Raw genomic sequence first — 24,018 nt, 5'->3', positions numbered from 1 at the left:
ATGGGTGTACTGGTTATCGACTGGCAGACCTACTACGACGCCGGCAACAAATGCCACGCCCTGGCCACCGACCTTCGTGCCGCCGACAAACCGGTCCACGATGTGGTCAAAGGTGAATGCGCGGGCATGGCCGGTGACACCGGGGGCTGCGAACCATGGGGCAAGACCTACGACCGCGTCGCCCAGGAAACGATGCAGACCTGCACGAACCTGGCCGACGCCCTCACCAACTTCGGCAATATGCTCTACGCCGCCGGACACAACTGGGCACTGGCCAATAACTCCAACCCGATGCCCGACCCGCCCACCGTGACGGCGATGTCGGAGTACAAGGTGACAATCCCGACTTCGGTCGGCAACAACGGCGACGGTGTCACCGAGGGAAAGGGCAGTATCCCCGGCTTCTACGACGCCCTGGTCGGGAAGATCCAGGACGAATTCGGCAGCAAGCTGCCCAACGGCAACAAAGACAAACTCGCCAAGGCCGCATCGACCTGGAAAACGTTCGCCGAACACAAAACCATCACCGATGCCGCATCCAGGATCACCGAGATCACCAACCTCTTCAGCGACATCCAGGACAAGAAAGGCCTCGACCCCCTCCTCGGCCACCTCACCACCCTCAACGGCGGCGCCACCCAACTTGCCTCCGCATCCCTCAACCTCGCCACCCCCGTCGCGGAATACAGCACCGCCACCTCCGAAACCCGCGACAAATTCCGTGACGCGGTCACCAACGCCTTGATAGCAGCCGGAACCACTGTCTTCATCGGCGTCGCCGCCTCCTGGATCACCGCCGCACTCAGCGACGTCGCCGCCGGCGTCGGCGTCGTAGCGATCGCCGGCAACACCGCCAGAGTGCTCAAAAGCACCTACGACACAAGCAAACTCATCAAAATAATCGGCACGGCGGCGGCAGTCGCGGGAACCACAGCCTTCACGGTCACCGCGTTCGACAATGTCCCCAGCCTCACCGATATCGCCACCAAACTCGGTGCCATCATTGCCATGAAGGTACTCATCGATGATGCCGATTCGGATGACATCAATCCGAACAGCCCTAGTGGCGCGTTTACCACGTCCTCACAGACAACGAAGATCAACAAGATCGCCAGTTACTATGGTGTGCCAGCGAAAGATGTCAGAGAAGCCATCCACAGAATCAAGGCTTACGGGGCGTGGCGCGGGGATGGTGCGAATAAGAATCCAGATGTTGTGGTCGATCTGGAATCCGGTGAGGTATACGTGAAGAAGCCGGACGGCACCGCGTCAGACGATAGTATTGGAAATATCCGCGACGAGCTGGAAAGATGACGAAGGATAGATGTGAACTCGGAGATTAAAGAGTACGACGACAGGTGGATAATACAACCTTTACGTGGAAGCCGTATTGCCAATACGGAATGGCGGCCCGATGGATTCGAATTCCACCTCGATTCCGGATTCAGGATAGCTGCCGGATACGGTACCGAACTCTCGCCACGATCACTTGCCGAAGACGATCCTAACCGTCATGTGATCACGCACTGGCCGAAATCTGAAATCGAAAAGATGCTTACAGGGCCAATCGTATCGCCAGTATTCTTCAAGTCCGGCAGCTTGCGAATCGGCTTCCGAAATGGGTGGAACATGTTTGTGTCCGATCGGCGCCCCGAGATACCAGCTGAGGTTTTCTGGGGCGATATTCTCATTTGGAACCGATCGGGTATCGCAAATCAGTCAGATTATCCGGTTGTGACCGTAGACAAATGGTCAGGAGCCAGAATTCAGGCCCCCCCGTGGCCATCCCGGCCAGCCGACCTCGAAATAAACTACGACTCAGATGATATCAACGATTGACCTGGGGCTCAGTCACCGACCGATAGTTCTCCGGCACCACTACGGTATGCGCGATGCTGTAGCCATCCTGGCACGCTTCAGGGACGCCGATGGATAGCCTGGGGTGGTCGGAGTCTGCAACCATCGACTCAAGTTTTGATCTGGCATCGACCGCCTTTCTGATGCGCCTATCAAGCGGGCGGAGGCGGTCGATGAACCGAAGATCTGGCAGCGGATCGTGTCGGGTGCAAACCTCCTCGATTACTTGTAGGTCACTTAGAAAGTCCTCCGGGTTTGTGGCAAGAGGTAGCTTGATCGTGGATTCTGTGCACTCGACCCGGATCGACTTCTTAGTGCGGAGAGCGATGTTAGAGGTACTTCACTTACCATTCCGCAGATTCGGCGTACGACTGCGCTAAGTCGATCGAATCCAAAGCCGTCGATATGGTCTCCGCGTGCGACAGAATGTTAGTCGACACGGCCGCGCCCGTTCATTAGCTGATTTCTAATGCGAATAATGCCATCTTGATCAAGGCATCTAGTGGAACCTGAGACCAAATTCGTCATCCCGATAGTATGGATCGAGAATATGTTGACCGACTCCGTAGCTGACGGCATAGGTGTCGCATTGAGTGCGAATAATCATTGGTCCAGCTGCCGAGTGGCTTCTCTCGTTTGCGGTTATTCCAGTGATGCGTTCCACCGACTCACGCGACCGTGCACGGGGTGCTGATGCGGTATGTCGGTCCGCTCGACGGGCTGATAGAACGTCCTGATCCGGCGAGCCCCGCACGACTGTATGCGGCAGCCATCGGTGCCTCCGCAACGACACGGACCGCGGTGATCCAGAAGCGGCCCGAAGTCGGCGATGCGGCTCCCGCGCCCGAGTTCACCCGCGGTGATCTCGATCGGGCGGTCCGCCGTGCTCGCGACCTCGCCGACGAGTCCCGTTACGTGCCTGCCATCGGAGGGTTGAAAGACTCTCTCGGCGTTGCCGTGCCACAGCTCGGCGCTCGCGATGTGGACGTCGTCGACGCGCGGGTTCGGCTGGCCGATCTGTGTCTGGAATCCGGTGACTATGTCCAGGCCGGCGCGTTCTACAGCGACCTGATCGACGACCTCACCGCGGAGCGGGGACCCTATGACGACCAGGTCATGTACTGCCAACGGCAGGTGGCCACCTGCCAGGTACACAGCGGTCAGGTGCGGGCCGCGCTGACGCGACTGCGGAAATTGCACGCGCAGCTGGCGGCCTGGCACGGGGAGAGCGATGCACGAGTGGTGCAACTGTCGGAGATGATCGCCCAGATCAGGGCGGGCACACGGTAATTGGATTGCCGATTTCGCGACCGATGACGCCTCCGCGACGCTGATGAATCAATAGCGATCATGGGCGTGGTCGAGGTACGTCTGTAGCGGATGCGCTGGTCGAGCTCGCGAAAGCTGGTGTGCCGCAACCCGAGAGCGACATCTGGTCGCGGGTTGGGCAGCAAGCTCTCGGCACCGGCAAGACCCACACGGCGGCCGCGTTGATCACCCATCACCGTCTCGTGCACAGATATTGCCTGCCGCACCACCACGCGCAACAGACGAAACTCCGGAAACACTGCACCGCCAGCGAGCACCTGGGGCGTGGTCGAACCGGATGCGTCGACGAGGCGCACGTCCGGTTCTGAGGGGGCCTCGGCGCTGCAACGCGCCGGGGCTACCCGACTCCGAATCACTGTTCAAGACCTTGAAATACGGTCCGGAATTCCCCGAATGCTTCGGATCACTCACCGCAGCAAGGCAATTCACGGACTCTTTGCGCAGTGGTACAGACACGAACACCGACACACCGGTATCGGGCTGCGCACCCCGCCGACGTGCACTACGGGCTCGCCGCCGACAAGGCCGCCGATCGGTGCTGGCTGATGCCCGCACCCACGCAGGTCCTACTTCTACGAGGCGCGCACTGGGCATGCGACAGCTGGGGCTGGAACGCTTTGGCGCCACAAGATTGGTAACCGGCGGGCTAGGGGGCGGCCGGTGTGCCGCCGGGGACTACCGGTAGGCCGGCCGCTTGCCAGGCGCGGAAGCCGCCGGTGAGGTCGGTGGCTCGGTGCAGGCCGAGTTCGAGGGCGTCTGCGGCGGCCAGGCTGGAGGCGTACCCCTCGTTGCAGACGAGCACCACCGGCGTGTTCGCGGTGAGACCGGGCAGCCGGTGCGTGCCGGTCGGGTCGAGCCGCCATTCCAGCACTATTCGTTCCACCACGACCGAGCCGGGAATCTCGCCCTCGGCGAGGCGGTTTGCGTGCGGGCGGATATCGACCACCAACGCGCCGTCGGCGAGTAGTGCCGCCGCCTGCTGTGGGTCGACGCGATTCAGCTTGGCTCGTGCCCGGTCGAGCCTGTCCTCGGCGCTCATACGCCCACGAAATCCGTGAGCGCGCGGTACTCGCGGACCGGCCGAAGCGGTGGTGAGTACGCGTGTACTGAGGCGGCCGGGCGAGTGCTGTGATTGCGCAGCCGATGCGCTCGATCCGGTCCGAATGCGACCGTTTCGCCCGCCTGCCGTTGCGCCGTGCGCACCGGGCCGCCGGGGTGGCGGTATTCCTCGCCGAGTTCACCGATGGATACCGTGAACGAGCCGGCGGCGCCGCCGTGATCGTGTGGTTCGGTGCCCTGCCCCGGTGCCCAGGACAGCAGCCACACCTCGACGCCCATGGTCAGCGCCAGCCGGGTCCACCAACGTTGCCGCGTATCGAACCGCACGATGTCCAGTAGCGGTGTCGCCAGGGCATCGGCGACCGACCCGGTCAACTCCCGCAATTCCGCGGGCGACCACAGCGTCCGCTCCGGACACACCAGCTCGCGCATCAGCGGTACGTCGACCGCGGTATGAATATCGTTGGCGTGCTCGAGATCAACTGGCAGTGATGTGGTCAAGCGAAGTACTCCTGACATGGTCGCGGGGACAATCGACTGCGCTGTCAAACTGCGACGAAGCGGTCTCGCGCATTCTCCGGCACCACGACGCCGTTGCCATCGGTCTCGATCACCATGAGCAAAACCCGCACGCCGCGCCGGACAGGACAACTGCCCTAGTCGCCCTCGGCGCGGAGGTTTTCCAGCATGTCGACGGCCCAGCAGGCATCGACCGCGTCGGGGCCCGCGACGCCCATTGCGGTCATGACCGTCAGGAGCATGCCGTTGGCGAGGAAGCGGCACATCTCGTCGACGGAGGCGCCGGTGAGTTCGGCGACCACGGCGTAGATGCGGCCGAAGCGCTCGCGGACGTCGGGGCCGATGGCGGGGTCGGAGGCGGCGGCGAAGCCGTGTAGCAGTACGCGTAGCAGTTCACGTTCGGTCAGGAATGTTTGGAAGCCACGGCCGAGGGCGCGCATCTTCTCTTCCTGCGTCGAGTCGGGGGTGATGCCCTCGGCGGCGGCCGCGCGGAAGGTGTCCTCGATGCGGTCGCAGACGCGGTGGGTGGCGGCGAGGAATAGTTGCTGTTTGGTGCCGAACAGGCGGATGACGTACGGCTGGGAGACGCCCGCTCGGCGCGCGATCTCATCGGTTTTCGTTGCGGCGTAACCGGATTCGGCGAAGGCGTCGACGGCCGCGCGCAGGACTTCCTCGCTGCGTTCGGTGGCGGTCATTCGGGTTCGGGTTGAACTCGCCATCGTGCTCCACTCCGCTCGGTCGGCCGTCTGCTGTTGACATGTTATCAGTCGATGCATACTCTTCCGACAGTTAGTTATCAGTCGATTACAACAAAGGCTGGACATGTCCGAGATCCTCGAAAAAACCGCGGCGAATGCCGAACCGCGCGCCAGCGCTCGCCCGCTGGCCGCCGTACTCGCCGCCGTCGGCATCCCGATGTTCATGGTCACGCTCGACAACCTGGTCGTGACCAATGCGTTGCCGGTGATCCGCACCGAACTCGGCGCATCGCTGGCCGACCTGCAGTGGTTCGTCAACGCCTACACGCTGTCGTTCGCATCGCTGCTGCTCACCGCCACCTCCATCGGTGATCGGCTCGGCCGCCGCCGGGTATTCCTATCCGGTATCGCGCTGTTCACCCTGGCCTCGGCCGCGTGTGCGCTGGCCACTGAACCGTGGATGCTGATCACCGCCAGGGCGGTTCAAGGATTCGGCGCGGCCGCGGTGATGCCGCTATCGCTGACCCTGCTGTCGTCCGCGGTTCCCGAGAAGATGCGCAGCGCCGCGATCGGTATCTGGGGCGGTATCTCCGGACTCGGCGTCGCGCTCGGCCCGCTGATCGGCGGTGCGGTGGTCGAGGGTCTGAGCTGGCAGTGGATCTTCTGGGTGAATGTGCCGATCGGCGTGCTGGTGCTGCCCTTCGCGGCGCGGGTGCTGACCGAATCGCACGGCCGGGCCAAGCGGCTGGATCCGCTCGGGCTGGTGCTGTCCGGGGCCGGTGTGCTCGCGGTGGTGTGGGGCGTGATCCACGGTGCCGACGACGGCTGGACCTCGACCAGCGTGCTGTCCATGCTGATCGGCGGAGCGGTGCTGCTCGGCCTGTTGATCGCCTGGGAGCTGCGTACGCCCGATCCGATGCTGCCGCTGCGGCTGTTCCGGTCCCGCGCCTTCCGGGTGAGCAATGCGACCAGCTTCACCTTCTCGGTCGGCGTATTCGGCTCGATCTTCCTGCTGGCGCAGTACTTCCAGGTGGTGCAGGGTTATGGGCCGCTGCAGTCGGGGATCAGGACCATGCCGTGGACGATGGCCCCGATGGTGGTCGCACCGCTGGCCGGGTTGATCGTGGACCGGGTCGGCGCTCGGAATCTGCTGACGGTGGGGCAGGCGCTGTTGGCGGTGGCGCTGGCCTGGATGGCGGCGGTCTCTTCGGTCGACGCGAGCTATCTGGCTTTCGTCGGGCCGTTCCTGCTCGGCGGCATCGGTATGGGGTTGACCTTCGCCCCCGGTGCCACGGTGGTGATGGCCAGTGCGAGTGCCGAGGATCGGGCGATGGCCTCGGGCACCAACAGCACGATCCGGGAAGTGGGCGTCGCGATGGGTGTGGCGGTGCTGGCCTCGGTCTTCGCCTCGCACGGGTCGTATCTGGACCCGCAGAGCTACGTCGACGGTCTGGTGCCAGCGGTCTGGGTCGGCGCGACGATCGTCGGGGTAGGTGCCGTGGTGTCACGGTTGCTGCCGAGCCACATCACCGCAGTGGACTGATCGTCGCGGCACTACTCGGCGGCTGTGCGCCCGTCCCACGTCGATCGCGTGGGACGGGCGCACAGCCGTGTTTGGTATGGCTGCCGTCGCACTGTGGGCGCCGCTTCCGGACCGGATTACTGTGGGCTCCGGGTGCCGATCACTGGGTCTACGGGACCGTGATCGGCGCGGTCGCGGGGTCATTGGCGGCAGGCGCTTCGTACCCACCGCCCGTCGATGGTTATGGCCGTTCGGTTTGTCTGTGTTGTCCGCCGATCGCCGCTGGCCTGGGGCAACCGCGAAAGTTCGCGCCAGCACACGCCGGGCAAGCAGGCCCACTGGTAATCCGGATGAATCGGCCACCGCGCATCGAATACGATTCGACCAGCAGCAATGTGGGTCGGCAATGACGCGGACCCGCGAACCGATCCCCAGGGGAGAGACGAACGATCGTGGCCGACGACAACGATGGAGTCGAGAACGCAGCGCTGACCGAGGAGGCTTTGGCCGCTGCCGCGGCGGAGGCCGAGAAGGCGTTTGCGGCGGCCGCCGATCTGGATGCGCTCGCGGTCGCGAAGACCGAGCATCTCGGCGGTAAGGCGCCGCTGGCCTTGGCGCAGCGCGCGCTGGGCGGTCTGCCGAAGTCGGAGAAAGCGGATGCGGGCAAGCGTGTGAATGTCGCGCGGGCACGGGTGTCGGAGGCCTTCGAAACGCGCCGCACGGTGCTGCTCGCCGAGCGCGACGCCGCCGTCCTGGTCGCCGAGGCGATCGACGTGACATTGCCCGCGCGCCGGGCCGCCATCGGCGCCAGGCATCCGATCACGGTTATCTCCGAGCAGATCGCCGACGTTTTCGTCGCGATGGGCTGGGAGGTTGCCGAGGGGCCCGAGGTCGAGACCGAGCACTTCAACTTCGACGCGCTGAACTTCCTGCCCGACCATCCGGCTCGCACCATGCAGGACACCTTCCACATCGCGCCGGAGGGCTCGCGGCAGGTGCTGCGCACGCACACCTCCCCGGTTCAGGTGCGTTCGCTGCTCGAACGCGAGCTGCCCATCTACGTGGTGTGCCCCGGTCGCACGTTCCGCACCGATGAGCTCGACGCCACCCACACCCCGGTCTTCTCCCAGGTGGAGGGGCTCGCGGTGGACAAGGGCCTGACCATGGCGCATCTGCGCGGCACCCTGGACGCGTTCGCGCGCGCGCTGTTCGGGCCGGATACGCGGACTCGTATGCGTCCCAACTACTTTCCGTTCACCGAGCCATCGGCCGAGGTCGATGTGTGGTTCCCGGACAAGAAGGGCGGCGCTGGCTGGGTCGAATGGGGCGGCTGCGGCATGGTGAACCCGAAGGTGCTGATCGCCAGCGGGATCGATCCCGAGGTGTACAGCGGGTTCGCGTTCGGCATGGGGCTGGAGCGGACACTGCAGTTCCGCAACGGCATCCCGGACATGCGGGACATCGTCGAGGGCGACGCGCGGTTCACGCTGCCCTTCGGTATCCGGTCCTGACCCTCCATCGATCGAGAGAGCGAAACGTCAAGTGCGAGTAGCGCAGTCCTGGCTGACGGACATCATCCGCCGGACCACCCCCGAGTGGTCGGTGACGCCGGAGGAGCTCGACGCAGGGTTCGTCCGTGTCGGGTTGGAGGTCGAAGAGGTCGACAAGCTCCAGCCGGTGACCGGTGATATCGATAAGCCGCTGGTGGTCGGCCGCGTCGCCGAGATCACCGAGCTGACCGAGTTCAAGAAGCCGATCCGGTTCTGCAAGGTGGATGTCGGCAATCCGGACTTGCAGGAGATCGTCTGCGGCGCAACGAACTTCGCCGTCGGCGATCTGGTGGTCGTGGTCCTGCCGGGTGGTGTGCTCCCGGGGGGATTCCAGATCTCCTCGCGTAAGACCTACGGGCATACCTCGAACGGCATGATCTGCTCGGTCGCCGAACTCGGTATCGGCAAGGACCATTCGGGCATTCTGGTGCTCGAGCCCGGTACCGCCGAACCCGGTACCGACGCCAATGAGCTGCTCGGGCTGGACGATACGGTCATCGAACTGAACATCACGCCGGACCGCGGCTACTGTTTCTCGGCCCGCGGTCTGGCGCGCGAGCTGGCGTGCGGATTCGATCTGGAATACGCCGATCCCGCGGTGCGGACGCTGCCCAATGACGAGCTGAAGGCATGGCCGGTCCAGCTCGAACCGGAGTCCAAGTGCACGCGGTTCGCGGTTCGCCGGGTCACCGGCATCGATCCGAATGCGGTGAGCCCCTGGTGGTTGCAGCGCCGGCTGCTGCTGTCGGGTGTGCGCCCGATCTCGCCCGCGGTCGACGTCACCAACTATGTGATGCTCGAGCTCGGGCAGCCGCTGCACGCCTTCGACGCGGATAAGCTCTCCGGTGGACTTGTCGTGCGGACCGCCGACCAGGGCGAGACGCTGCGCACCCTCGACGAGGTCGAGCGGGTGCTGGACGTCGAGGACGTGGTGATCGCCGACGACTCCGGCGTGATCTCGCTCGCGGGTGTAATGGGCGGCGCGACAACGGAAGTCGGTGCCGCGTCGACCGATATCGTGCTCGAGGCCGCGACCTGGAACCCATTGCTGGTCTACCGGACCGCGCGCAGGCACAAACTGGTCTCCGAGGCGGGGAAGCGCTACGAGCGGGTCGTCGATCCGGAGATCAATGTCGTCGCGCTCGATCGCGCCGCCCAGCTGTTGGCCGAAATCGCCGGTGGCACTGTGGAATCCGCGCTCACCGATGTGCGGGTGCTGGTGCCGGCCGCACCGCCCATCCGGATCGATATCGATCTCGCCGATCGGGTGGCGGGCGTGACCTACCCGACCGGCACCTCGGCGCGTCGCCTCGCGCAGATCGGCTGCACGGTCGAGGTCGGTGTCGACGAAGCCACCGGACACGGTCAGCTGGTCGTCACGCCGCCGAGCTGGCGCCCCGATCTGGCGCAGCCCGCGGACCTTGTCGAGGAGGTGCTGCGGCTGGAAGGGCTCGAGCAGATTCCGTCGGTCATTCCGACCGCCCCGGCCGGGCGCGGTCTGACCGCCGGGCAGCGGCGTCGTCGCGCGGTGAGCCGGGCGCTGGCATTCGCTGGATGTGTCGAGGTGCCGCCGCCGGTGTTCCTCCCGGCCGGGGTGTTCGACACCTGGGGCCTGGATGCCGACGACGCGCGTCGCAACACCACCCGGGTGCTGAACCCGCTCGATACCGAGCGCCCGGAACTGTCGACCACACTGCTGCCCGGTCTGCTGGAAGTGGCCGCGCGCAATATCTCCCGCGGCGCACGTGATCTCGCGATCTTCGGAATCGCGCAGGTGGTGCAGCCCGGCCCGAACGTGCGCGCGGTCGAGGCGTTGCCCGTGGATCGCCGCCCGACCGACGAGCAGATCGCGGAGCTGCTCGATTCGCTGCCCGCACAGCCGGTGCACATCGGCGCTGTTCTCACCGGCCGCCGGGAACCGCGCGGTCCGTGGGGTGCGGGACGCCCGGCCGAAGCCGCCGACGCCTTCGCACTCGCCGATGCCATCGGCGACGCGGCGGGTGTGACGATCGAGCGTCGCGCGACGGCCTACCTGCCGTGGCATCCCGGACGGTGCGCCGAACTGCTGGTCGATGGTGAGATCGTCGGGCACGCGGGCGAATTGCATCCGGCCGTATTAGAGCGTGCCGGTCTGCCGCCGCGCACCTGCGCCGTCGAACTCGATCTCGATGCCTTGCCGCTGCGCGAATCTCGTCCTGTCCCAGTGGTTTCCCCGTTCCCTGCGGTGCTGCAGGACGTTTCGGTGAGTGTGGCGAAGACCGTCCCCGCCGCCTCGGTGGAGTCGGCACTGCGCACCGGCGGCGGTGCGTTGCTCGAAGATATCGCGCTGTTCGATGTGTACGAGGGCGCGCAAGCGGGGGAGGGACGCAAGTCGCTCACCTACGCGCTGCGTTTCCGCGCCACCGACCGGACGCTCACCGAGGACGAGGCCAGTGCGGCGCGCGACTCGGCCGTCGCGGCGGCCGCCGACGCGGTCGGTGCGGTGCTGCGCGGCTGATCAGGCTGATATCGGCCTCCGGACGATACGTCGTCCGGGGGCCGATTTGCGTTGCGGCTCTGGGGATATCAGTGCGTGGGCTCACTGTGGGCGAGGTGAGTGTCAGCGTGATGCGGCGGGTTGTGGTGGCTGTTGATGCGGGCGGTGCGGCTGATCAGCTGTGTCGGTCCCGAACGGTACGTCGTCCGGGGGCCGATTTGCGTTGTGGCTCTGGGCAATCAGTGTGTGGGCTCGCGGTGTTGCGCGGCTTTCAGCTGACTCGAGTGTCGGTCGGTACTTCGTCTGGTGCCGACTCACCTAGTGCCCACCGGTGGGACGATTCGACGCGCGGCGGCCCAGGATACCGTTTGATATGGTAAGGATCTTCGGACGGGTCGAGAGGGTGGGGATGGCGGACCGAGTGACGTTGATGCTGCGATCGATGGGCGGTTGACCTGTGGGATTCGGCATGTTCAGCTGGAGCGCAGGCGATCTCGGCTCCGCGATGCTCGGAAGTCTTACCGACTGGATTGCGGGCGAGGAGCGTCAACCGGGTGTCGATCCGGCCGCGGTGCAGAACAAATACAACCAACAGCGTGACGGTGTTCGCAGCACCGCCAATGGCATCGGCTTCCACGGCGACTACCGACCGCGTTCGGTGAAGGGCCGCGACGACTTCGATGGGCCGTCGACCGGACAGCTGCGCGAGAAGGTCGACAAGATCGATATCACCGCCGTCGACAATCTCGCGACCGCATGGAATGAGATCGGCAAACGCGCAGAGACCTCGTTGAACACCTTCAACACGGCGATGGAACGCGCGACCCACGAAAGCATCTGGAAGGGTGCGTCGCGCGATGCCGTCGCCAAGGCCGTCGGGGATTACAGCACCCAGGCGGTGCAGCTCGCCAATGCCGCAAAACTGACCGGCAGTAAGGTCGCCGAACTCAAGACCGGTTTGGAGCCGACCAAGGCGCTGGTGCCGCACGCTCCCGACCTCCGCTCCAATGTCGAGAATGCCAGGCACTGGATCGCGGGCCGCGGCTGGCGCGATAACGACGAGGCCGAGAGCACCGCACATGCCGAGGCGGTCCGTGTGCTGCGCACCGTGTACGCACCGGTCATCGAGGAGACCGACACCAACGTCCCGGTCATCCCCAAACCCGATAACCCCGTCGCGAAGCCGGGCGAAACCCCCAGTCCGGGACCGGGGTACAACCCTGGTGGCAACCAGCCCGGTTCCACTCCCGGCGGCACCCAGCCGACGGAGACGCCGAAGAGCACCGAGGAGAGTCCGTCCACCGATCCGTCGAGTACCCAGTCCACGGATAGTTCGACGACACCCTCGGCAACCACCAGCGCCGAGCCGACAACGACGAAGCCGGATACCACCGCGACCAATCCGTCGTCGACGACAACGCCGACCACCACGGGTTCGCCGACCCGTTCGGGCAGCCCGAGCGGCACACCCGGTACGACCAACCAGTCGCCGGGCCGAACCGTCACCGGCACACCCACCGGCACCGCTACCGCCGCCGCCGCGGCCACGACCACCGCCGCCACCACGGGCCGCAACGGCACCTCCGGTATGGGTGCACCTGGCAATCGCGGTGGCAAGGACGAGAACGAATCCACCAAGGGCGTTCCGGATTATTTGATCAACCAGCAGAACGGCGCAGAGCTCACCGGGCTCGACAATGCGCCGAAGACGGTCCCGCCGGTCATCGGCGAGTGAGACAGGAAGACCGCATGACAACCGCGCGGCGGTGGCGTTTCACCGCGCTCGAATTTCGGGTGCTCTGGGAATCGACCGGACGCGATGTGCTCCCGTATCCGCTGCGACATCGCTCCACCGAGGTCTTCCAGGAAGATTCGGATCGGCTGCGCCGGGCCGCTGCCGAGGTGGTGATGCCGCAATTGGACGAGGATCTGGTGCGGGCCGTCGAGGTACTGCTGGCACCGGAGGCGCGGGTGGAGGTCGCCGGATTCCACGGTTCGCGCAACGAGCGGAAGATTCGCGCGCACGGTGGTGTGCACTACCAGCACGGCGCGTTGGCGATCCAAGAGCCCGGCTCTGATCCCGAGCACGGCGGGGATGTGGACCTGCTGTTCCTATCGGCCGATGATCTGGTCCCCGCGGTAGTCGATGTGTTGCCGGAATGTCGTGCGGGACAAGGTAAACCGATGCAGGTCCCGATCGAGGAGCTGGAGAAGCCGCCGCCGGTGGTGCGCGACGCGTGGCGTCCGACGGTGCGCGAGGAGTTCGACAAATTCTTCCGTCGGCCGACGACTGCCACTGTGCACGTCGGGGTGTATCCGCTCGGCAGTGTGGATAATCGGCATACCAAGGGCCGCAAGGACTTCCAGATCACCGATTTCGAAAATGACGGCCGCTATGTCAGTTTCGGCAGTCGCACCGTGATCGTGAAGCCGACCGATCGGCAGCGGATCACCGCCACCCTGCGCGAAATGATCAGCCGCACAGTCGAAGAGGTCCGCAACGGCGATCACCTGGCACGCTGAGGCATTCCCCGCGCCCACCGGACGCGGGGAATATCGGACTCAGCCGACCTCGCCCAGAATCCCGAGCACCACATCCGAGGTGTAGAACGGCTCGAGCCGCTCCCGAATCAGCTTGCCCAGCACGCCATTGCGCTTCGCACCCTCGATCACCGCGGGACCGTAGCGCAGGATCTCCCCGGCGATATCGTCGCCGGACAGACCCAGTTCCGGCAGCATCGCGGCCAGTGTGTAATCGCCGTATTTGGTGAAGAAGATATCCACGCACTCGTCGACGAGCAGCCCGAAATACTCCTTCTCCCTGGTGGTGACCGCGATCTCGTAGCAGAGCAGCACCAGTTCGTTCAGATCTTTCTGGGTCAGGTAGTCGCGCAGACCGCTGACCGGTTCGTCGGCGTGCAGATCCCAGAACTCCATGGCGGCGTCGTGCACCGGAGCGTCGCGCAGCATCTCGCGGATGGCATTGTTGGTGCGCTTGAGCGCGAATACCGCGCCCTTGCCCGCCATATCGCCGATGAAGGTGCTCTCGGTGGCCTTCTTGGCCGTCTTCGCCGCCGACTGTCCCATGGAGATCAGCGACGAGACACCCGGAATCTTGCCCGCGATCTGCTTATTCGCCTCCATGAAATCGGAGATGAGCTTGTCCACGAACTTCGAGGCGACGGTGGCGACCAGCGGGCTCTCGGTGAGCCGCTCCAGGATGCGCTCCTGCGCCTGATGCATGCCGAAGATCTTTTCCAGCAGCGCCTCGACCGGTTCACGGTCGACCACCTGGCCGAGGGTGTAGTCGTTGTTCGCGGCGATATTGTCATAGATCGAGTCGGCGAATACCCCCACCATGTCCGCGATGACCGGGCTGCCGCCGATTAGGTCGATGACGGTGCGGACGGTCTCCTTGGCTTGGTCGATCCCCACGACATCGCGGAAGATGAGGGTGTCGGCCACCCCGATCACCGACTCCACGTCCCGGGCGACGACCTCGCTGAAGCGGTCGCCGCTCACCTCGGCCAGCAGGAATTCCACCTGGGCATCGAGTAGCCGTTCGGCGATCTCGCGCGGCTCACTCATCGAATTCCACCATCACATTCGTTATCCGTCGCGCTGGGCCAGCTTACGGATCGTTCGACTCGACGTCGTTGCCGCGCAACGATTTCCGTATCTGTTCCAGACGCTCGCGCGCGGCTTTCTCGCGCGCCTCCCATTGTTCGTCGGCGCTGCGGCCCGCCGGGGTCTGCCGGTCGAGTTCGCCCATCCCCTGTGCGGTGCCGAAGCGCTGCTCGACCTTATCGCGAACTGACTCGAAGGTAGGGACTGAGCCCGAGGAATATCCACCCACCTCGGGTCCGGACGGAATACCGGTCGGCGGTACCGGTACCGCCGGTACCGGGAAAACGCCTCCGACCTGCCCGGATGTCGCGGCATCGGACTGCTGATCATGCGGCTGCGGAGTCGTAGTGGCGGGACTCACAGTCGTATCGGAGCCTGCATGACCGAGGCTCGCGGCCTCGACGACCGCCGTGTGCACCCAGGCGAGCCGAGGTCGCCCGGCGGTGGCCGTGCCGAGCACCGCCAGCAGTTCGTCATCGGACAGCGCCGCCAACCGGGCGGTGATCTCACCCAAATCGCTCATATCGCCAGGCTACGCACGAGCGCCGTCAGGTCGAGAGCAGATCACCAGCCCAGGACTGGATCAGATCGATCCAGGAGACCCCGGACGACATGACCAGATCGTTGTGACCTGCGCCGGGAAAGACCACCAGTCGCTTCGGCTCGGGTGCGGCTGCGTAGAGGCGCTCGGCATGGTGCAGCGGCAGCAGTTCGTCCTGATCGCCGTGCATGATCAGGACGGGGGCGCGCAGCTCGCGGATGCGGCGCAGGCTCGGATAGGCGTCCGGGACGAGTGGGCTGGGCAGGAACGGGTAGACCGAGCGGGCCGCATCGCGCAGGCCGGTGAAGGTGGACATCAGCAGCAGTCCCGTGGGCGGATATTCGGTAGCCAGCTCGAGCAGTACCCCGCCGCCGAGAGATTTCCCCAGGTACAGCACCCGATCCGGATCGACGCCCGGCTGTTCGAGCAGCACCCGGCGGGCCGCGTGGGCATCGCGGTAGGTGCCGTATTCGGTGGGCCGCCCGGTGCTGCGGCCGTAGCCGCGATAGTCGAAAGTGAGTACGTCCAAACCGATTTGGGTGAGCAGCGCATAGATCGGCACCCGGTCGCCGACATTGCCGGCGTTGCCGTGTGCGAAGAGCACGTGCCCGATCGAGCGTTCGGCGGGCAGCCACCAGCCGTGCAGCGTCTCGCCGTCGGTCGTCCGGATGGACAGCTCGGTGTAGTCCATCTCGAGGATCGACGGCGTCTGCATGATCTGCCGATCCGGCGTGAAGATCAGCGCATTGAGGATCGGACTGGCCGGGTGTCGCATGCCATCGTTCTTACTCGGTGCCCGCCGCCTCTGCGCGCCGACTCTCCGAGCGCGTTACGCCTCGGTGACGTCGACGCCCTTCCAGAAGGCGACGCGATCACGCACCTGCTCGGCCTCCGGCTTGGGATCCGGGTAGAACCACGCGGCATCCGGATTCTTCGCGCCCTCGACCTCCACCGTGTAATAGGACGCGAGCCCCTTCCAGCCGCACACGGTATGCGTATCGCTGTCGCGGAAGTACTCCGTATTCAGCGACCCCGCCGGAAAGTAGTGATTGCCCTCGACCACCACGGTGTCATCGCTCTCGGCCAACACCGTGCCGTTCCATACCGCTCGTACGCTCATCGAATCTCCCACCGTCGCACCGGATTCCGCCGCACACAGACCACGGCTACGGTGTGTAACCCAAACCACACGCGCCGTATTCCCCTGCCAACGAGTGCTGCCCCGCTCGCTCTTTGTCACGCTGCGCACCGATTTGCCTGTTCGATCACGGCGCGGCACGCACCGATTTGCCCGGTCGATTACGGCGCGGCGCGCGAAAAGATGCGCGGCGTCGACGCCGCGCCGCCGCGCACTGCCTACCAGCGGATCATCAGGGCTTGCTGACGTGGTCTTATACGCCGAGGCCTGCTTTCAGGGTCGGCCAGGATTTGGGTAGTGCGGCCTTCCAGTACGGCCACGAGTGGACGCCGATGGCGGCGTAGTCGAGGGAAAGGTCGGCGCCGAAGAGTTTCATGAGCGGCGACATGGCGAGGGTGCAGTCATGCGAGACCTGTTCGATCTCGTTCGACCGGAGCGGGTCGTTGGGCCACGACCAGCGATCGTCGAACGGGGCGTCGCCCGGGCCGGGCACGCCGGTGCCCATGTACAGGTGGACCGGTTTGCCGCGCAGCGCGTCGAGGTGTTTGCTCGGATCATGCGCGGCCCACTCCGGGTTGCCCGCGGTACCCCACATGTTGTCCGGGTTCCCGCCCTTTGATTCGACCACGGGGCGCACCGACAACTGCCCGACGCCGTCGGTGGAGTAGCAACCGCTGAAGGCTGCCAGGGCTCGGAACATATCGGGGTGCCGCACGGCCAGAATGGCCGCCGCTCCCGCGCCCATCGAAAGTCCGCCGATGGCGTAGACCCCGTTGCCTTTCAGTTCGCGGTCGATCAGCGGCGGCAGCTCCGAGGTCAGGAAGGTTTCCCACTTCTGGTGTCCGAGTTGGGGATCGTCCTGTAACCAGTCGGTGTAGTAGGTTCCCCCGCCGCCGACCGGCATCACCACGTTGACCGGCTTGTCGGCGAAGAACTCCTTGGCGCCGCCGCGCAGCGTCCAGGTGCTGGCCGGCTGAGATTCCGACGCCCCATTTCCGTCCAGCAGCAACAAGGTCGGCCGAGGCGCGGACTGGTTCGCGGGCACCAGCACGTCGAGGTGAATGGTCCGCTTCATCGCGGGGGAGCGAACGTACATCTGCCATTGTTGCGCGGAGGTGTGCTCGATTCGCTCGACGACGGCATCCGCGTTCGCGTTCGCGTTCGCGATGACGAACAGCGGCGCGACCGCAACCATCACGGACGCGGCGATAGACGCCATCCGCCGGTACCTCGGGCGTCCTCGCAATACCGATATGCGCAAAGCCATGCTGCAAACCCTCATCGACGGTTGGCCCCGGTCGGAGGCCGTGACATTTCGCGTCGACAATGCCATGAAACTGGCATCGTCGGATTCCCACCGTCGGTGAAGGATTCGGGTTTCAGATTGCGGAATCGATGGTTTGCGCAGCGGGCAATGCGGTGTTCCGCAATCAGTCGGCAACGCAAACAGCTAGTGGTGCAATTGAATTCGTCTGATGCCGCGGCGTGCGCTAACGGTGGAGCCTCGGTGCGTTGTATCGGACCGAGGCTGCTGAACCGTATTTCGAGAATGACCGCTAATAGGGCCGATTGAACTCGCCGTCTTGGATGCCAGTGGTGAAGGCATCCCACTCCGTGCGGACGTGCGTTGGCGGTCGGGTTCTTCGAGTCCCGCACGCCGACCATGCCCCGGCGAGATGTGGGACCTCGACGCAGTCGCTACCGCTGGTACTGCGGCTGCGGTTGAACCACTCGGCTTCGGAGAGGTCGATGTTCACGCCTATACCTATGCTTCCGTATGGTCTCAAAAGTCGTGGCCAGCGCCGACTTTGGCCTGCAGATGCCGATGTCGTCTCAAATGGTGGCCATTCCTGAACTGGACTGCGCGCTGCTCCCGGCGGCTCCTTCGCGCATCGCAGTCCGGGCCGCCGTACTGGAACAGGATTCGCGGACCGGATGATCAGGACTCTCGCATGTCGGATGCTGTGGTTGGGCTCCTGGGCGTGCAAAGGGTCCGGCGGATGGCGTTGCGAAGCCAGTGGTGGGCTCCGTCGGCCGTGTGTCGGGGGTGCCAGGCCATGCCGATGGTCAGTGGCGGCAGTGCCAGGGGGATGTCGAGGAGGTGCAGTCCGAGGGCGGTCGCGTCGTCGGTGAGGGGCGACGGGTCGGCACCGGGGAGTGCGGCAGGTACGAGGCAGACGATGTCGCTGCGGGCGGTGAGGGTCATGGCGGCCAGGTGGCTGGGGAGGACGACGCTGACCCGCCGTCGGAGGTTCTGCTCGGCCAGCGCGGTGTCGAGAGGGCCGGTGAACCGGCCACGGCGGCTGACCGCGACGTGTTGGGCGGCAGCGAGCCGGGCCGGGGTCAAGGGTCCTTCGGTGAGGTGGTGGCCGGGCCGGACGGCCGCCACCATGCGCAGACTGACCAGTTCTTCGACCTGGGTTTCGGGATCTACGTGGTCGATGGATCCGATCTCCAGATCGATCCGGCCGTCGCGGAGTGCAGATCCGGCCTCCAGCTCTTCGCCCAGGAGCCGGAACGAGACCCCCGGCGCCTCCTGCTGGGCCAGTTGCAGCAGTCGGGGGGCCAGTGCGGCGCCGACCAGGTCGGCGGCCTGGAGGGTGAAGGTGCTGCTCAGGCCGGCGGGGTCGACGCCCGTGCCGGGGCTGAGCAGTGCGCCGAGGCTGCGCACCACTGCGGCGGCTTCGTCGCGCAGTGCCTGGGCACGCGGGGTGGGGACCATGGTCTGTCCGGCCCGGACCAGGAGCGGGTCTTGGAGGATGCGGCGCAGGCGGGCGAGGGTGCGGCTCATGGCGGCGGGTGACGTGTGTAGGCGGGCGGCGGCGCGGGTGACGCTCTGCTCGGCCAGCAGGGCGTCCAGCGCGATGGCGAGATTGGCGTCGATGACCGGATCTGGGCTGTTCACCAGCATCATTCCATTTCAGTCAATGATTCAGTGCTGAAGTTCCCATTGTGGCAACGCTTGGTTCTCCGCAGGATGACGGGTGTACCGATCCAACACGACCAGTGAGGCTTTCATGATCGTCATTACTGCTCCTACCGGGAACATCGGCCGTCCCCTGCTCGCCCAGCTCCTGGAGTCCGCCCCCGCCGCGGGTGAGGAACTGCGGGTGATCGTGCGCGATCCCGCGCGGCTCCCGGACGCGGCGCGCGGACGCGTCGAGGTGATCACCGGCTCGCACGCAGACGCCATGGTCCTCGACCGGGCCTTCGAGGGCGCGGACGCCGTCTTCTGGCTCGTCCCCCCGGACGCCTCCCAGCTCCCGCAGGACGGCTACAGCGGCTTCACCGGCCCCGCCGCGAAGGCGCTCGCCGCCCACGACGTCGGCCATGTCGTCGGGGTCTCCGCGCTGGGCCGCGGTACCCCGGTCGCCGACCGCGCCGGCCTGGTCACCGCCTCCCTCGCCATGGACGACCTCATCGCCGGCACCGGCGTCGCCTACCGGGCCCTGGCCAACCCGTCCTTCTTCGAGAACCTGTTGGAGGAGGCCGACTCGATCCGCGACAACGGCGTGTTCACCGACGTCGTCGACGCCGACCGCAAAGCCCCCCTCGTCGCTGTCGCCGATATCGCGGCCGTCGCCGCCGGCCTGCTACTGGACCGCTCGTGGTCCGGCACCGACAGCGTCCCCGTCCTCGGGCCGCAGGACCTGTCCCCGAACGACCTGGCCCGCATCATGACCGAACAGCTCGGCCGCCCCGTCCGCTACGAGCGCCAGTCGCTCGACGAGCTGCACACCACCCTCGTCGGCTACGGCCTCAACGAGGCGTTCGTCCAGGGTGTCGTCGACATGAAGCGAGCCAAGGACCAGGGCCTCGACGCCGGAGTCGCCCGCACCCCGGATACCGCGTCCCCCACCAGCTTCGAGCAGTGGTGTGCCCAGACCCTCGCGCCCGCGGTCCGCTCCTGAGGCCCACCACCCGTCGCACGGAACCCATGGTGCCCAGCGCACCGAAACCACCTACAGCTTTGGAGACACCCTGATGCCCGCTGAAAAAGCCGAACCACCGGTCACGGCGTTCATACTCGTCAAGACCACACCCGAGTGGCTCGCTCTGACCGTCCAGGAACGTGTGGACGCCTTCACCACCCAGGTCCTGCCCGCCATCGAGGCCAAGACCACCGGCGTAAGGTCACGCTTCTACGACACCGAGTTCTACTCCGCACGCGTCACCGACGTCTGGGTATGGGAAGCAGAAGACCACCACGCCTACCAGCTCCTCATCGACGCACTGCGCGAAACCCCGTTCTGGGATCGCTATTTCGAGGTCATCGACCTCCTCGTCGGCACCGAGAACGGCTACGCCCGAACCTACGGCCTCGAACCCATCGCCACCATCACCACCTGAACCCCCGCGAGCCCCGCGCGACTGGCCCGATGTCAACCGGCGGGAGGACATCGGCCAAGGGGCTCGGCCACGGCCACGGCATGCGCCGATTCCGCTACGGCGGCCAGGCAAAGCCCACGTGCGGCTCGTCCCGTAACTGGCGACGATCATGCATCAGCGAGGGAGGGCAGGGCGAGGAATCTCAAATCTGTGGCCGAGTGACCATCGAGGCCAAAGCTTCTGAGATTTGGACACGATTTTTGAGACCCGACAATTTCGGAGGATGGCCGCTAACGGGGCCGGTTGAACTCGCTGTCTTGGATGCCAGTGGCGAAGGCATCCCACTCAGTGGGGGCGAAGATGAGCGCTGGACCGGTCGGGTTCTTCGAGTCGCGCACGCCGCCCCTGCCTCCGTCGAGGTGCGCGACCTCGACACAGTCGTCGCTCCTGCTGTGGCTGCTTTTGAACCATCACGCAGCGAACAGGTCGATGTTCATGCCGCTTACTCCTCGCGGCAGAGACCAGTCGCTATGCGGGCCGGTTGAACTCGCCGTCTTGGACGCCAGCGGTGAAGGCATCCCACTCCGACGGAGTGAAGACGAGCGCCGGGCCTGTCGGGTTCTTTGAGTCGCGCATCCCGACCCTGCCTCCGTCGAGGTGTGCAACCTCGACGCAATCGTTACCGCTTCTGCTGCGGCTGCTCTTGAACCATCGGGCGCGGGACAGGTCGATGTTCACTCTGCGTACTCCTTCGCTATCGCCTCGATAAGGCGTCGAGTGTCCTGCTCATCCAACGCTACGCTCTGGATAGCGGAGCACGCCGCCCAATATCGCTCTATCTCACCGGGTTTGTCGAGGTACAGCATGCCGGTGAAGCCCTCCACGTAGACAACGGGCGGCTCGGTGAGGGCCGGATTGGAGTGTTCCGGGAACTCCAGATATACGAAGTCCCTCGTGGCCAGTCCCAGGTGGTTGGGCGCGTTGAACCGAACGACCCGAATCGACACGTTTGGCAGTTTGCCGACCTCGACGAGGTACCTCAACTGGTTGGTCATGACACGAGTGCCGCCGATGTGATGCAGCAAGGCCGACTCGCCCAGTACTGCTTGCAGCGTGAAAGTCTCTGAATCGTGAAGGCGACCTTGACGTTTCGCGATTAGTCCAAGGTCGAGTCCAATATCGACAGGTTGGTTCTCTGCCTCCCAAAGGGCTCGCCGATAGTCAGGCGTCTGGAGCAGACCCGGCAGCAATGTCGACTGCCAGGCAACGATGCGGCTGGCGGATTGCTCGAGCCCGATGAACATTTGGGCGTCCAGCGTTATTGCGTCGGTGTAAGACTGCCACCATCCGTCTTTGCGGGACTCCTGAGCGAGCCACAGCAGTACGCGCCGGTCGTCGTCACTGGCTTGATAAAGGTCGCAGAGCGCGTTGATGACCATCTTCTTGATTTCGCTGCCACGCCCGGATTCCAAGCGCCACAAGGTCTGTGAGCCCATTTCGCACGCCTGGGCGGCGCGTGTCCGGCTCATCTGACGCTCCTCGCGCAGCTCGCGCAGGCGTCGTCCGAGCACGCGACGCGGCAGAGTCGTGTTGTTCGATTCGGTCGACAAAGTAATGCCACCCACCCTTTCGTTAGCGTTACTCACGGTCATGTCAAGCTAGATGGAATAGTCAGCCTGTTTGGAGCGAATTCAATTCGGGCTGAATCGAATTGGAGTGCTCCCACCGTACCCGCTTGGTGTTTTACTGACTATGCGCCAGACGGTCGGGTCGACCAACCATTCGCCTCCGCTCAACCACCCCTCGCGGTGGCGAATTCGCGACGCCGCACCCGATCGTCCGACGTTCCAAAATCGCCACCGTCACAATATCTTTCGGAGGTACTCCAGTGCCCGGCCTGACAGCAATCGACCACAACGTGGTGCCGCCCGGTTCGAGGGCGACCGCGATCCCGTCCGCAAGCGCCGAAGCGAAGGGGGCCGATCCCGAGCGAGAGCGGCCGAAGGCCGTGGGATTCGTGCGCGGCGATGTGTCCGGACTGCATGCGCCACGGCATGCGATCGCCGTACAGCGGCACGCCCGCGCGCTGGGATATCACTACGTGTACACCATTCGGCCGCCGCAGGACACCGACGATGCGATCGGCTACGCGCTCACAATGGCGACCGGCCTGGATGTGGCCGCGATCGTGGTCTACGACCTGGACCAGGTGGACAATCAGCCCGCGCGGGTGTGTGAGAACTTCGACCTCGAAACCGTCTGTCCCGCAACGACATGGGCGCGCGTGGCAGGTCCGGCATCGATCGAGACGGGTGCGGTGTGAACGGCGACACGATACTCACCCCGCCGCGGATCTGCGGCCATGCGGACGTGCGATTGGCACACCAGCTGATGCGGCAACACCGGGCCTGCCAGGTCGGCTTGTGTGCATGGAAGGCGGCGGCGTTCTACACGCTGGTGGCCGCGGGTCGCCTCGCGCCACAAACACTGACGCCGCGCGAGCGGGCCGCGGCCCGCAATATCGACTTCCCGCCGCTGGAAGCACAACCATCGGTGTATGGCGGCCCGCCGCTACGTACGCTGGTGGAGGTACTGGACAAACTGTCGGAGCTGGCGCAGCGAGTGCCCGACTCGAACGGCACAGCCGACCGCAGGAATTGACTCCAACGGGACCGAATATGCGCGAGCGTCGCACCGAGGTCGACGGGTGGCTGGCCATCTGGGAGATCGACCACTGGCATATCCGAATTATGCTCGTGCACAGCCTTATCGATGGTACGCGGCCGTTACTGAAAGCCGATGTTCCGGCGGCTGCGCCCGATCTGGCCGATATGCGTGAGAAATACCCGAACCTGTCCCGATTGTGGGATGCGGTGCGGCACGAGTTCTGGACGGAAGTGATTACGCCTCAGGAGCATTCAGAGGGGACTATTTGAGGGATGACGCGAAAGCGGTGGCGCTATTGCTTATCCGCCCATCGATTCGGTGTTGGTATTGAAATTCACAGAGTTGGTGACATCCTGGCCGGAGATGCGTTTGATGGAGAGGGCCATGATTTGGCCCATATCTTTAACGACCTCAATGTGTTCGCGAATGATCGTTTCTATTGAATTGTTCTCTCCGCTGGCTTGAGCCTTGAACATCTTGGCCAGGTCGTCGGCCATGTGGAAATCGCCAAAGCCGGAGACGTTTTGGGCGCGCTGAGCGAAGACGAGCATGTCCTCCAGGGCTGTGATCCGCTGATCACATGCGGTCATGCAGGCTTGAGCTGCCTGCTCGTCGTCCAAGTACAGTTCGCCGCTGCGTGCCTGGTCCGCGAATTTGCGCCACTGCGCGATGTCGTCGCCACTCATGCTGATGCCCCTCCCTGTTC

The 24,018-nt window shown here is 65.1% G+C and carries 26 protein-coding genes and 2 pseudogenes; 14 read left to right on the top strand and 14 right to left on the bottom strand.

Annotated elements, in window-relative coordinates; genetic code table 11:
- On the top strand, nucleotides 1-1,314 hold the full coding sequence (locus tag ACQP1G_RS31430; protein WP_433193241.1) for a hypothetical protein: 1,314 nt from the start codon (nucleotides 1-3) through the stop codon (nucleotides 1,312-1,314).
- 12 nt (nucleotides 1,315-1,326) lie between these two features.
- Complete coding sequence (locus ACQP1G_RS31425) at nucleotides 1,327-1,839, top strand: hypothetical protein (protein WP_433193239.1); 513 nt, start codon at nucleotides 1,327-1,329, stop codon at nucleotides 1,837-1,839.
- On the opposite strand, the gene ACQP1G_RS31420 is transcribed toward ACQP1G_RS31425, so the two are convergent.
- Nucleotides 1,829-2,161, bottom strand: coding sequence for a hypothetical protein (locus ACQP1G_RS31420; protein ID WP_433208976.1), 333 nt, complete (start codon nucleotides 2,159-2,161; stop codon nucleotides 1,829-1,831). The genes ACQP1G_RS31425 and ACQP1G_RS31420 overlap by 11 nt on opposite strands.
- Nucleotides 2,162-2,544: 383 nt before the next feature.
- On the opposite strand from ACQP1G_RS31420, the gene ACQP1G_RS31415 reads away from it, so the two are divergent.
- Together ACQP1G_RS31415 and ACQP1G_RS31410 are read left to right on the top strand one after the other, a co-directional pair.
- A complete protein-coding gene (locus tag ACQP1G_RS31415) occupies nucleotides 2,545-3,147 on the top strand; it encodes a hypothetical protein (protein ID WP_433193237.1) in 603 nt (200 codons plus the stop codon).
- Nucleotides 3,148-3,526: 379 nt separating this feature from the next.
- Nucleotides 3,527-3,740 (top strand): annotated as a pseudogene (locus ACQP1G_RS31410) (integrase core domain-containing protein); the annotation flags it as partial.
- Nucleotides 3,741-3,832: 92 nt separating this feature from the next.
- On the opposite strand, the gene ACQP1G_RS31405 reads toward ACQP1G_RS31410, so the two are convergent.
- From ACQP1G_RS31405 to ACQP1G_RS31395, 3 genes are all read right to left on the bottom strand, one after another.
- Nucleotides 3,833-4,225 (bottom strand): rhodanese-like domain-containing protein, encoded by a 393-nt coding sequence (locus tag ACQP1G_RS31405; protein ID WP_433193236.1) that lies wholly within the window; start codon nucleotides 4,223-4,225, stop codon nucleotides 3,833-3,835.
- Nucleotides 4,222-4,746 carry a cysteine dioxygenase gene (locus ACQP1G_RS31400; protein WP_433193235.1) on the bottom strand — a complete coding sequence of 175 codons (525 nt, stop codon included), beginning with the start codon at nucleotides 4,744-4,746 and terminating at the stop codon, nucleotides 4,222-4,224. The genes ACQP1G_RS31405 and ACQP1G_RS31400 overlap by 4 nt, the downstream gene beginning before the upstream one ends.
- Nucleotides 4,747-4,901: 155 nt before the next feature.
- Nucleotides 4,902-5,459: a TetR/AcrR family transcriptional regulator gene (locus ACQP1G_RS31395; RefSeq protein ID WP_433193234.1), complete on the bottom strand. Its 558-nt coding sequence runs from the start codon at nucleotides 5,457-5,459 to the stop codon at nucleotides 4,902-4,904.
- Nucleotides 5,460-5,586: 127 nt separating this feature from the next.
- Between ACQP1G_RS31395 and ACQP1G_RS31390 the strand changes: the two genes are divergently transcribed.
- The 5 genes from ACQP1G_RS31390 to ACQP1G_RS31370 all read left to right on the top strand — a co-directional run bounded on the left by ACQP1G_RS31390 (nucleotide 5,587) and on the right by ACQP1G_RS31370 (nucleotide 13,533).
- Nucleotides 5,587-7,005 carry an MFS transporter gene (locus tag ACQP1G_RS31390; RefSeq protein WP_433193233.1) on the top strand — a complete coding sequence of 473 codons (1,419 nt, stop codon included), beginning with the start codon at nucleotides 5,587-5,589 and terminating at the stop codon, nucleotides 7,003-7,005.
- Between the two features lie 431 nt (nucleotides 7,006-7,436).
- A complete protein-coding gene (pheS, locus tag ACQP1G_RS31385; RefSeq protein WP_433193232.1) occupies nucleotides 7,437-8,495 on the top strand; it encodes a phenylalanine--tRNA ligase subunit alpha in 1,059 nt (352 codons plus the stop codon).
- A 31-nt stretch (nucleotides 8,496-8,526) separates the two neighbouring features.
- A complete protein-coding gene (gene pheT / locus ACQP1G_RS31380) occupies nucleotides 8,527-11,031 on the top strand; it encodes a phenylalanine--tRNA ligase subunit beta (protein ID WP_433193231.1) in 2,505 nt (834 codons plus the stop codon).
- 448 nt (nucleotides 11,032-11,479) lie between these two features.
- Nucleotides 11,480-12,745, top strand: a complete 1,266-nt coding sequence (locus tag ACQP1G_RS31375) for a hypothetical protein (protein ID WP_433193230.1) — start codon at nucleotides 11,480-11,482, stop codon at nucleotides 12,743-12,745.
- Nucleotides 12,746-12,759: 14 nt separating this feature from the next.
- On the top strand, nucleotides 12,760-13,533 hold the full coding sequence (locus tag ACQP1G_RS31370; protein WP_433193228.1) for an ESX secretion-associated protein EspG: 774 nt from the start codon (nucleotides 12,760-12,762) through the stop codon (nucleotides 13,531-13,533).
- Nucleotides 13,534-13,572: 39 nt separating this feature from the next.
- Here ACQP1G_RS31370 and ACQP1G_RS31365 read toward each other — a convergent pair whose 3' ends face one another.
- The 6 genes from ACQP1G_RS31365 to ACQP1G_RS31340 form a co-directional block, all read right to left on the bottom strand.
- Nucleotides 13,573-14,598: a hypothetical protein gene (locus tag ACQP1G_RS31365; RefSeq protein ID WP_433193227.1), complete on the bottom strand. Its 1,026-nt coding sequence runs from the start codon at nucleotides 14,596-14,598 to the stop codon at nucleotides 13,573-13,575.
- A 43-nt stretch (nucleotides 14,599-14,641) separates the two neighbouring features.
- Entirely contained in the window at nucleotides 14,642-15,160 is a 519-nt protein-coding gene (locus ACQP1G_RS31360) for a PspA/IM30 family protein (protein WP_433193226.1), read from the bottom strand.
- Between the two features lie 25 nt (nucleotides 15,161-15,185).
- Nucleotides 15,186-15,953, bottom strand: coding sequence for an alpha/beta hydrolase (locus ACQP1G_RS31355; RefSeq protein WP_433193224.1), 768 nt, complete (start codon nucleotides 15,951-15,953; stop codon nucleotides 15,186-15,188).
- A gap of 54 nt (nucleotides 15,954-16,007) precedes the next feature.
- The gene (locus ACQP1G_RS31350; RefSeq protein WP_433193223.1) at nucleotides 16,008-16,298 is read right to left on the bottom strand and encodes a DUF427 domain-containing protein; all 291 of its coding nucleotides are present in this window, start codon (nucleotides 16,296-16,298) and stop codon (nucleotides 16,008-16,010) included.
- Between the two features lie 271 nt (nucleotides 16,299-16,569).
- Entirely contained in the window at nucleotides 16,570-17,535 is a 966-nt protein-coding gene (locus tag ACQP1G_RS31345; RefSeq protein ID WP_433193221.1) for an alpha/beta hydrolase, read from the bottom strand.
- Nucleotides 17,536-18,255: 720 nt separating this feature from the next.
- Nucleotides 18,256-19,221: a LysR family transcriptional regulator gene (locus tag ACQP1G_RS31340; protein ID WP_433193219.1), complete on the bottom strand. Its 966-nt coding sequence runs from the start codon at nucleotides 19,219-19,221 to the stop codon at nucleotides 18,256-18,258.
- A 112-nt stretch (nucleotides 19,222-19,333) separates the two neighbouring features.
- Here ACQP1G_RS31340 and ACQP1G_RS31335 point away from each other — a divergent pair, with 112 nt between their 5' ends.
- Nucleotides 19,334-20,227, top strand: coding sequence for an NAD(P)H-binding protein (locus ACQP1G_RS31335; RefSeq protein ID WP_433193218.1), 894 nt, complete (start codon nucleotides 19,334-19,336; stop codon nucleotides 20,225-20,227).
- 73 nt (nucleotides 20,228-20,300) lie between these two features.
- A complete protein-coding gene (locus ACQP1G_RS31330; protein ID WP_433193217.1) occupies nucleotides 20,301-20,666 on the top strand; it encodes a darcynin family protein in 366 nt (121 codons plus the stop codon).
- 269 nt (nucleotides 20,667-20,935) lie between these two features.
- Here the strand turns inward: ACQP1G_RS31330 and ACQP1G_RS31325 are convergent.
- The 3 genes and pseudogenes from ACQP1G_RS31325 to ACQP1G_RS31315 form a co-directional block, all read right to left on the bottom strand.
- A pseudogene (locus ACQP1G_RS31325) lies at nucleotides 20,936-21,103 on the bottom strand (DUF397 domain-containing protein); the annotation flags it as partial.
- Between the two features lie 70 nt (nucleotides 21,104-21,173).
- Entirely contained in the window at nucleotides 21,174-21,383 is a 210-nt protein-coding gene (locus tag ACQP1G_RS31320; RefSeq protein ID WP_433193215.1) for a DUF397 domain-containing protein, read from the bottom strand.
- Entirely contained in the window at nucleotides 21,380-22,297 is a 918-nt protein-coding gene (locus tag ACQP1G_RS31315; RefSeq protein WP_433193213.1) for a helix-turn-helix domain-containing protein, read from the bottom strand. The genes ACQP1G_RS31320 and ACQP1G_RS31315 overlap by 4 nt, the downstream gene beginning before the upstream one ends.
- Before the next feature lie 236 nt (nucleotides 22,298-22,533).
- On the opposite strand from ACQP1G_RS31315, the gene ACQP1G_RS31310 reads away from it, so the two are divergent.
- Genes ACQP1G_RS31310 through ACQP1G_RS31300 form a run of 3 tightly spaced genes read left to right on the top strand, consistent with a single transcriptional unit; the run spans nucleotide 22,534 to nucleotide 23,581 of the window.
- Nucleotides 22,534-22,968 (top strand): hypothetical protein, encoded by a 435-nt coding sequence (locus ACQP1G_RS31310; protein WP_433193212.1) that lies wholly within the window; start codon nucleotides 22,534-22,536, stop codon nucleotides 22,966-22,968.
- Nucleotides 22,965-23,306: a hypothetical protein gene (locus tag ACQP1G_RS31305; RefSeq protein ID WP_433193211.1), complete on the top strand. Its 342-nt coding sequence runs from the start codon at nucleotides 22,965-22,967 to the stop codon at nucleotides 23,304-23,306. Before ACQP1G_RS31310 ends, ACQP1G_RS31305 begins: the two co-directional genes overlap by 4 nt.
- A gap of 17 nt (nucleotides 23,307-23,323) precedes the next feature.
- Nucleotides 23,324-23,581, top strand: a complete 258-nt coding sequence (locus tag ACQP1G_RS31300) for a hypothetical protein (protein ID WP_433193210.1) — start codon at nucleotides 23,324-23,326, stop codon at nucleotides 23,579-23,581.
- 30 nt (nucleotides 23,582-23,611) lie between these two features.
- Here the strand turns inward: ACQP1G_RS31300 and ACQP1G_RS31295 are convergent, their stop codons facing one another.
- Nucleotides 23,612-23,998 (bottom strand): hypothetical protein, encoded by a 387-nt coding sequence (locus ACQP1G_RS31295; RefSeq protein WP_433193208.1) that lies wholly within the window; start codon nucleotides 23,996-23,998, stop codon nucleotides 23,612-23,614.
- Nucleotides 23,999-24,018 lie beyond the last annotated feature (20 nt).

The organism is Nocardia sp. CA-107356, from assembly GCF_050946365.1.
In the GTDB taxonomy this organism is placed as follows: domain Bacteria; phylum Actinomycetota; class Actinomycetes; order Mycobacteriales; family Mycobacteriaceae; genus Nocardia.
This window is presented reverse-complemented; position numbering and strand designations above follow the sequence as displayed.

Excerpts from the sequence above, each read along its gene's own strand:
- ACQP1G_RS31430 (WP_433193241.1), top strand. The coding sequence starts at position 1 with ATGGGTGTACTGGTTATCGACTGGCAGACCTACTACGACGCCGGCAAC.
- ACQP1G_RS31405 (WP_433193236.1), bottom strand. The coding sequence starts at position 4,225 with ATGAGCGCCGAGGACAGGCTCGACCGGGCACGAGCCAAGCTGAATCGC.
- ACQP1G_RS31395 (WP_433193234.1), bottom strand. The coding sequence starts at position 5,459 with ATGACCGCCACCGAACGCAGCGAGGAAGTCCTGCGCGCGGCCGTCGAC.
- ACQP1G_RS31390 (WP_433193233.1), top strand. The coding sequence starts at position 5,587 with ATGTCCGAGATCCTCGAAAAAACCGCGGCGAATGCCGAACCGCGCGCC.
- ACQP1G_RS31375 (WP_433193230.1), top strand. The coding sequence starts at position 11,480 with ATGTTCAGCTGGAGCGCAGGCGATCTCGGCTCCGCGATGCTCGGAAGT.
- ACQP1G_RS31370 (WP_433193228.1), top strand. The coding sequence starts at position 12,760 with ATGACAACCGCGCGGCGGTGGCGTTTCACCGCGCTCGAATTTCGGGTG.
- ACQP1G_RS31365 (WP_433193227.1), bottom strand. The coding sequence starts at position 14,598 with ATGAGTGAGCCGCGCGAGATCGCCGAACGGCTACTCGATGCCCAGGTG.
- ACQP1G_RS31360 (WP_433193226.1), bottom strand. The coding sequence starts at position 15,160 with ATGAGCGATTTGGGTGAGATCACCGCCCGGTTGGCGGCGCTGTCCGAT.
- ACQP1G_RS31355 (WP_433193224.1), bottom strand. The coding sequence starts at position 15,953 with ATGCGACACCCGGCCAGTCCGATCCTCAATGCGCTGATCTTCACGCCG.
- ACQP1G_RS31350 (WP_433193223.1), bottom strand. The coding sequence starts at position 16,298 with ATGAGCGTACGAGCGGTATGGAACGGCACGGTGTTGGCCGAGAGCGAT.
- ACQP1G_RS31345 (WP_433193221.1), bottom strand. The coding sequence starts at position 17,535 with ATGGCGTCTATCGCCGCGTCCGTGATGGTTGCGGTCGCGCCGCTGTTC.
- ACQP1G_RS31335 (WP_433193218.1), top strand. The coding sequence starts at position 19,334 with ATGATCGTCATTACTGCTCCTACCGGGAACATCGGCCGTCCCCTGCTC.
- ACQP1G_RS31330 (WP_433193217.1), top strand. The coding sequence starts at position 20,301 with ATGCCCGCTGAAAAAGCCGAACCACCGGTCACGGCGTTCATACTCGTC.
- ACQP1G_RS31315 (WP_433193213.1), bottom strand. The coding sequence starts at position 22,297 with ATGACCGTGAGTAACGCTAACGAAAGGGTGGGTGGCATTACTTTGTCG.
- ACQP1G_RS31300 (WP_433193210.1), top strand. The coding sequence starts at position 23,324 with ATGCGCGAGCGTCGCACCGAGGTCGACGGGTGGCTGGCCATCTGGGAG.
- ACQP1G_RS31295 (WP_433193208.1), bottom strand. The coding sequence starts at position 23,998 with ATGAGTGGCGACGACATCGCGCAGTGGCGCAAATTCGCGGACCAGGCA.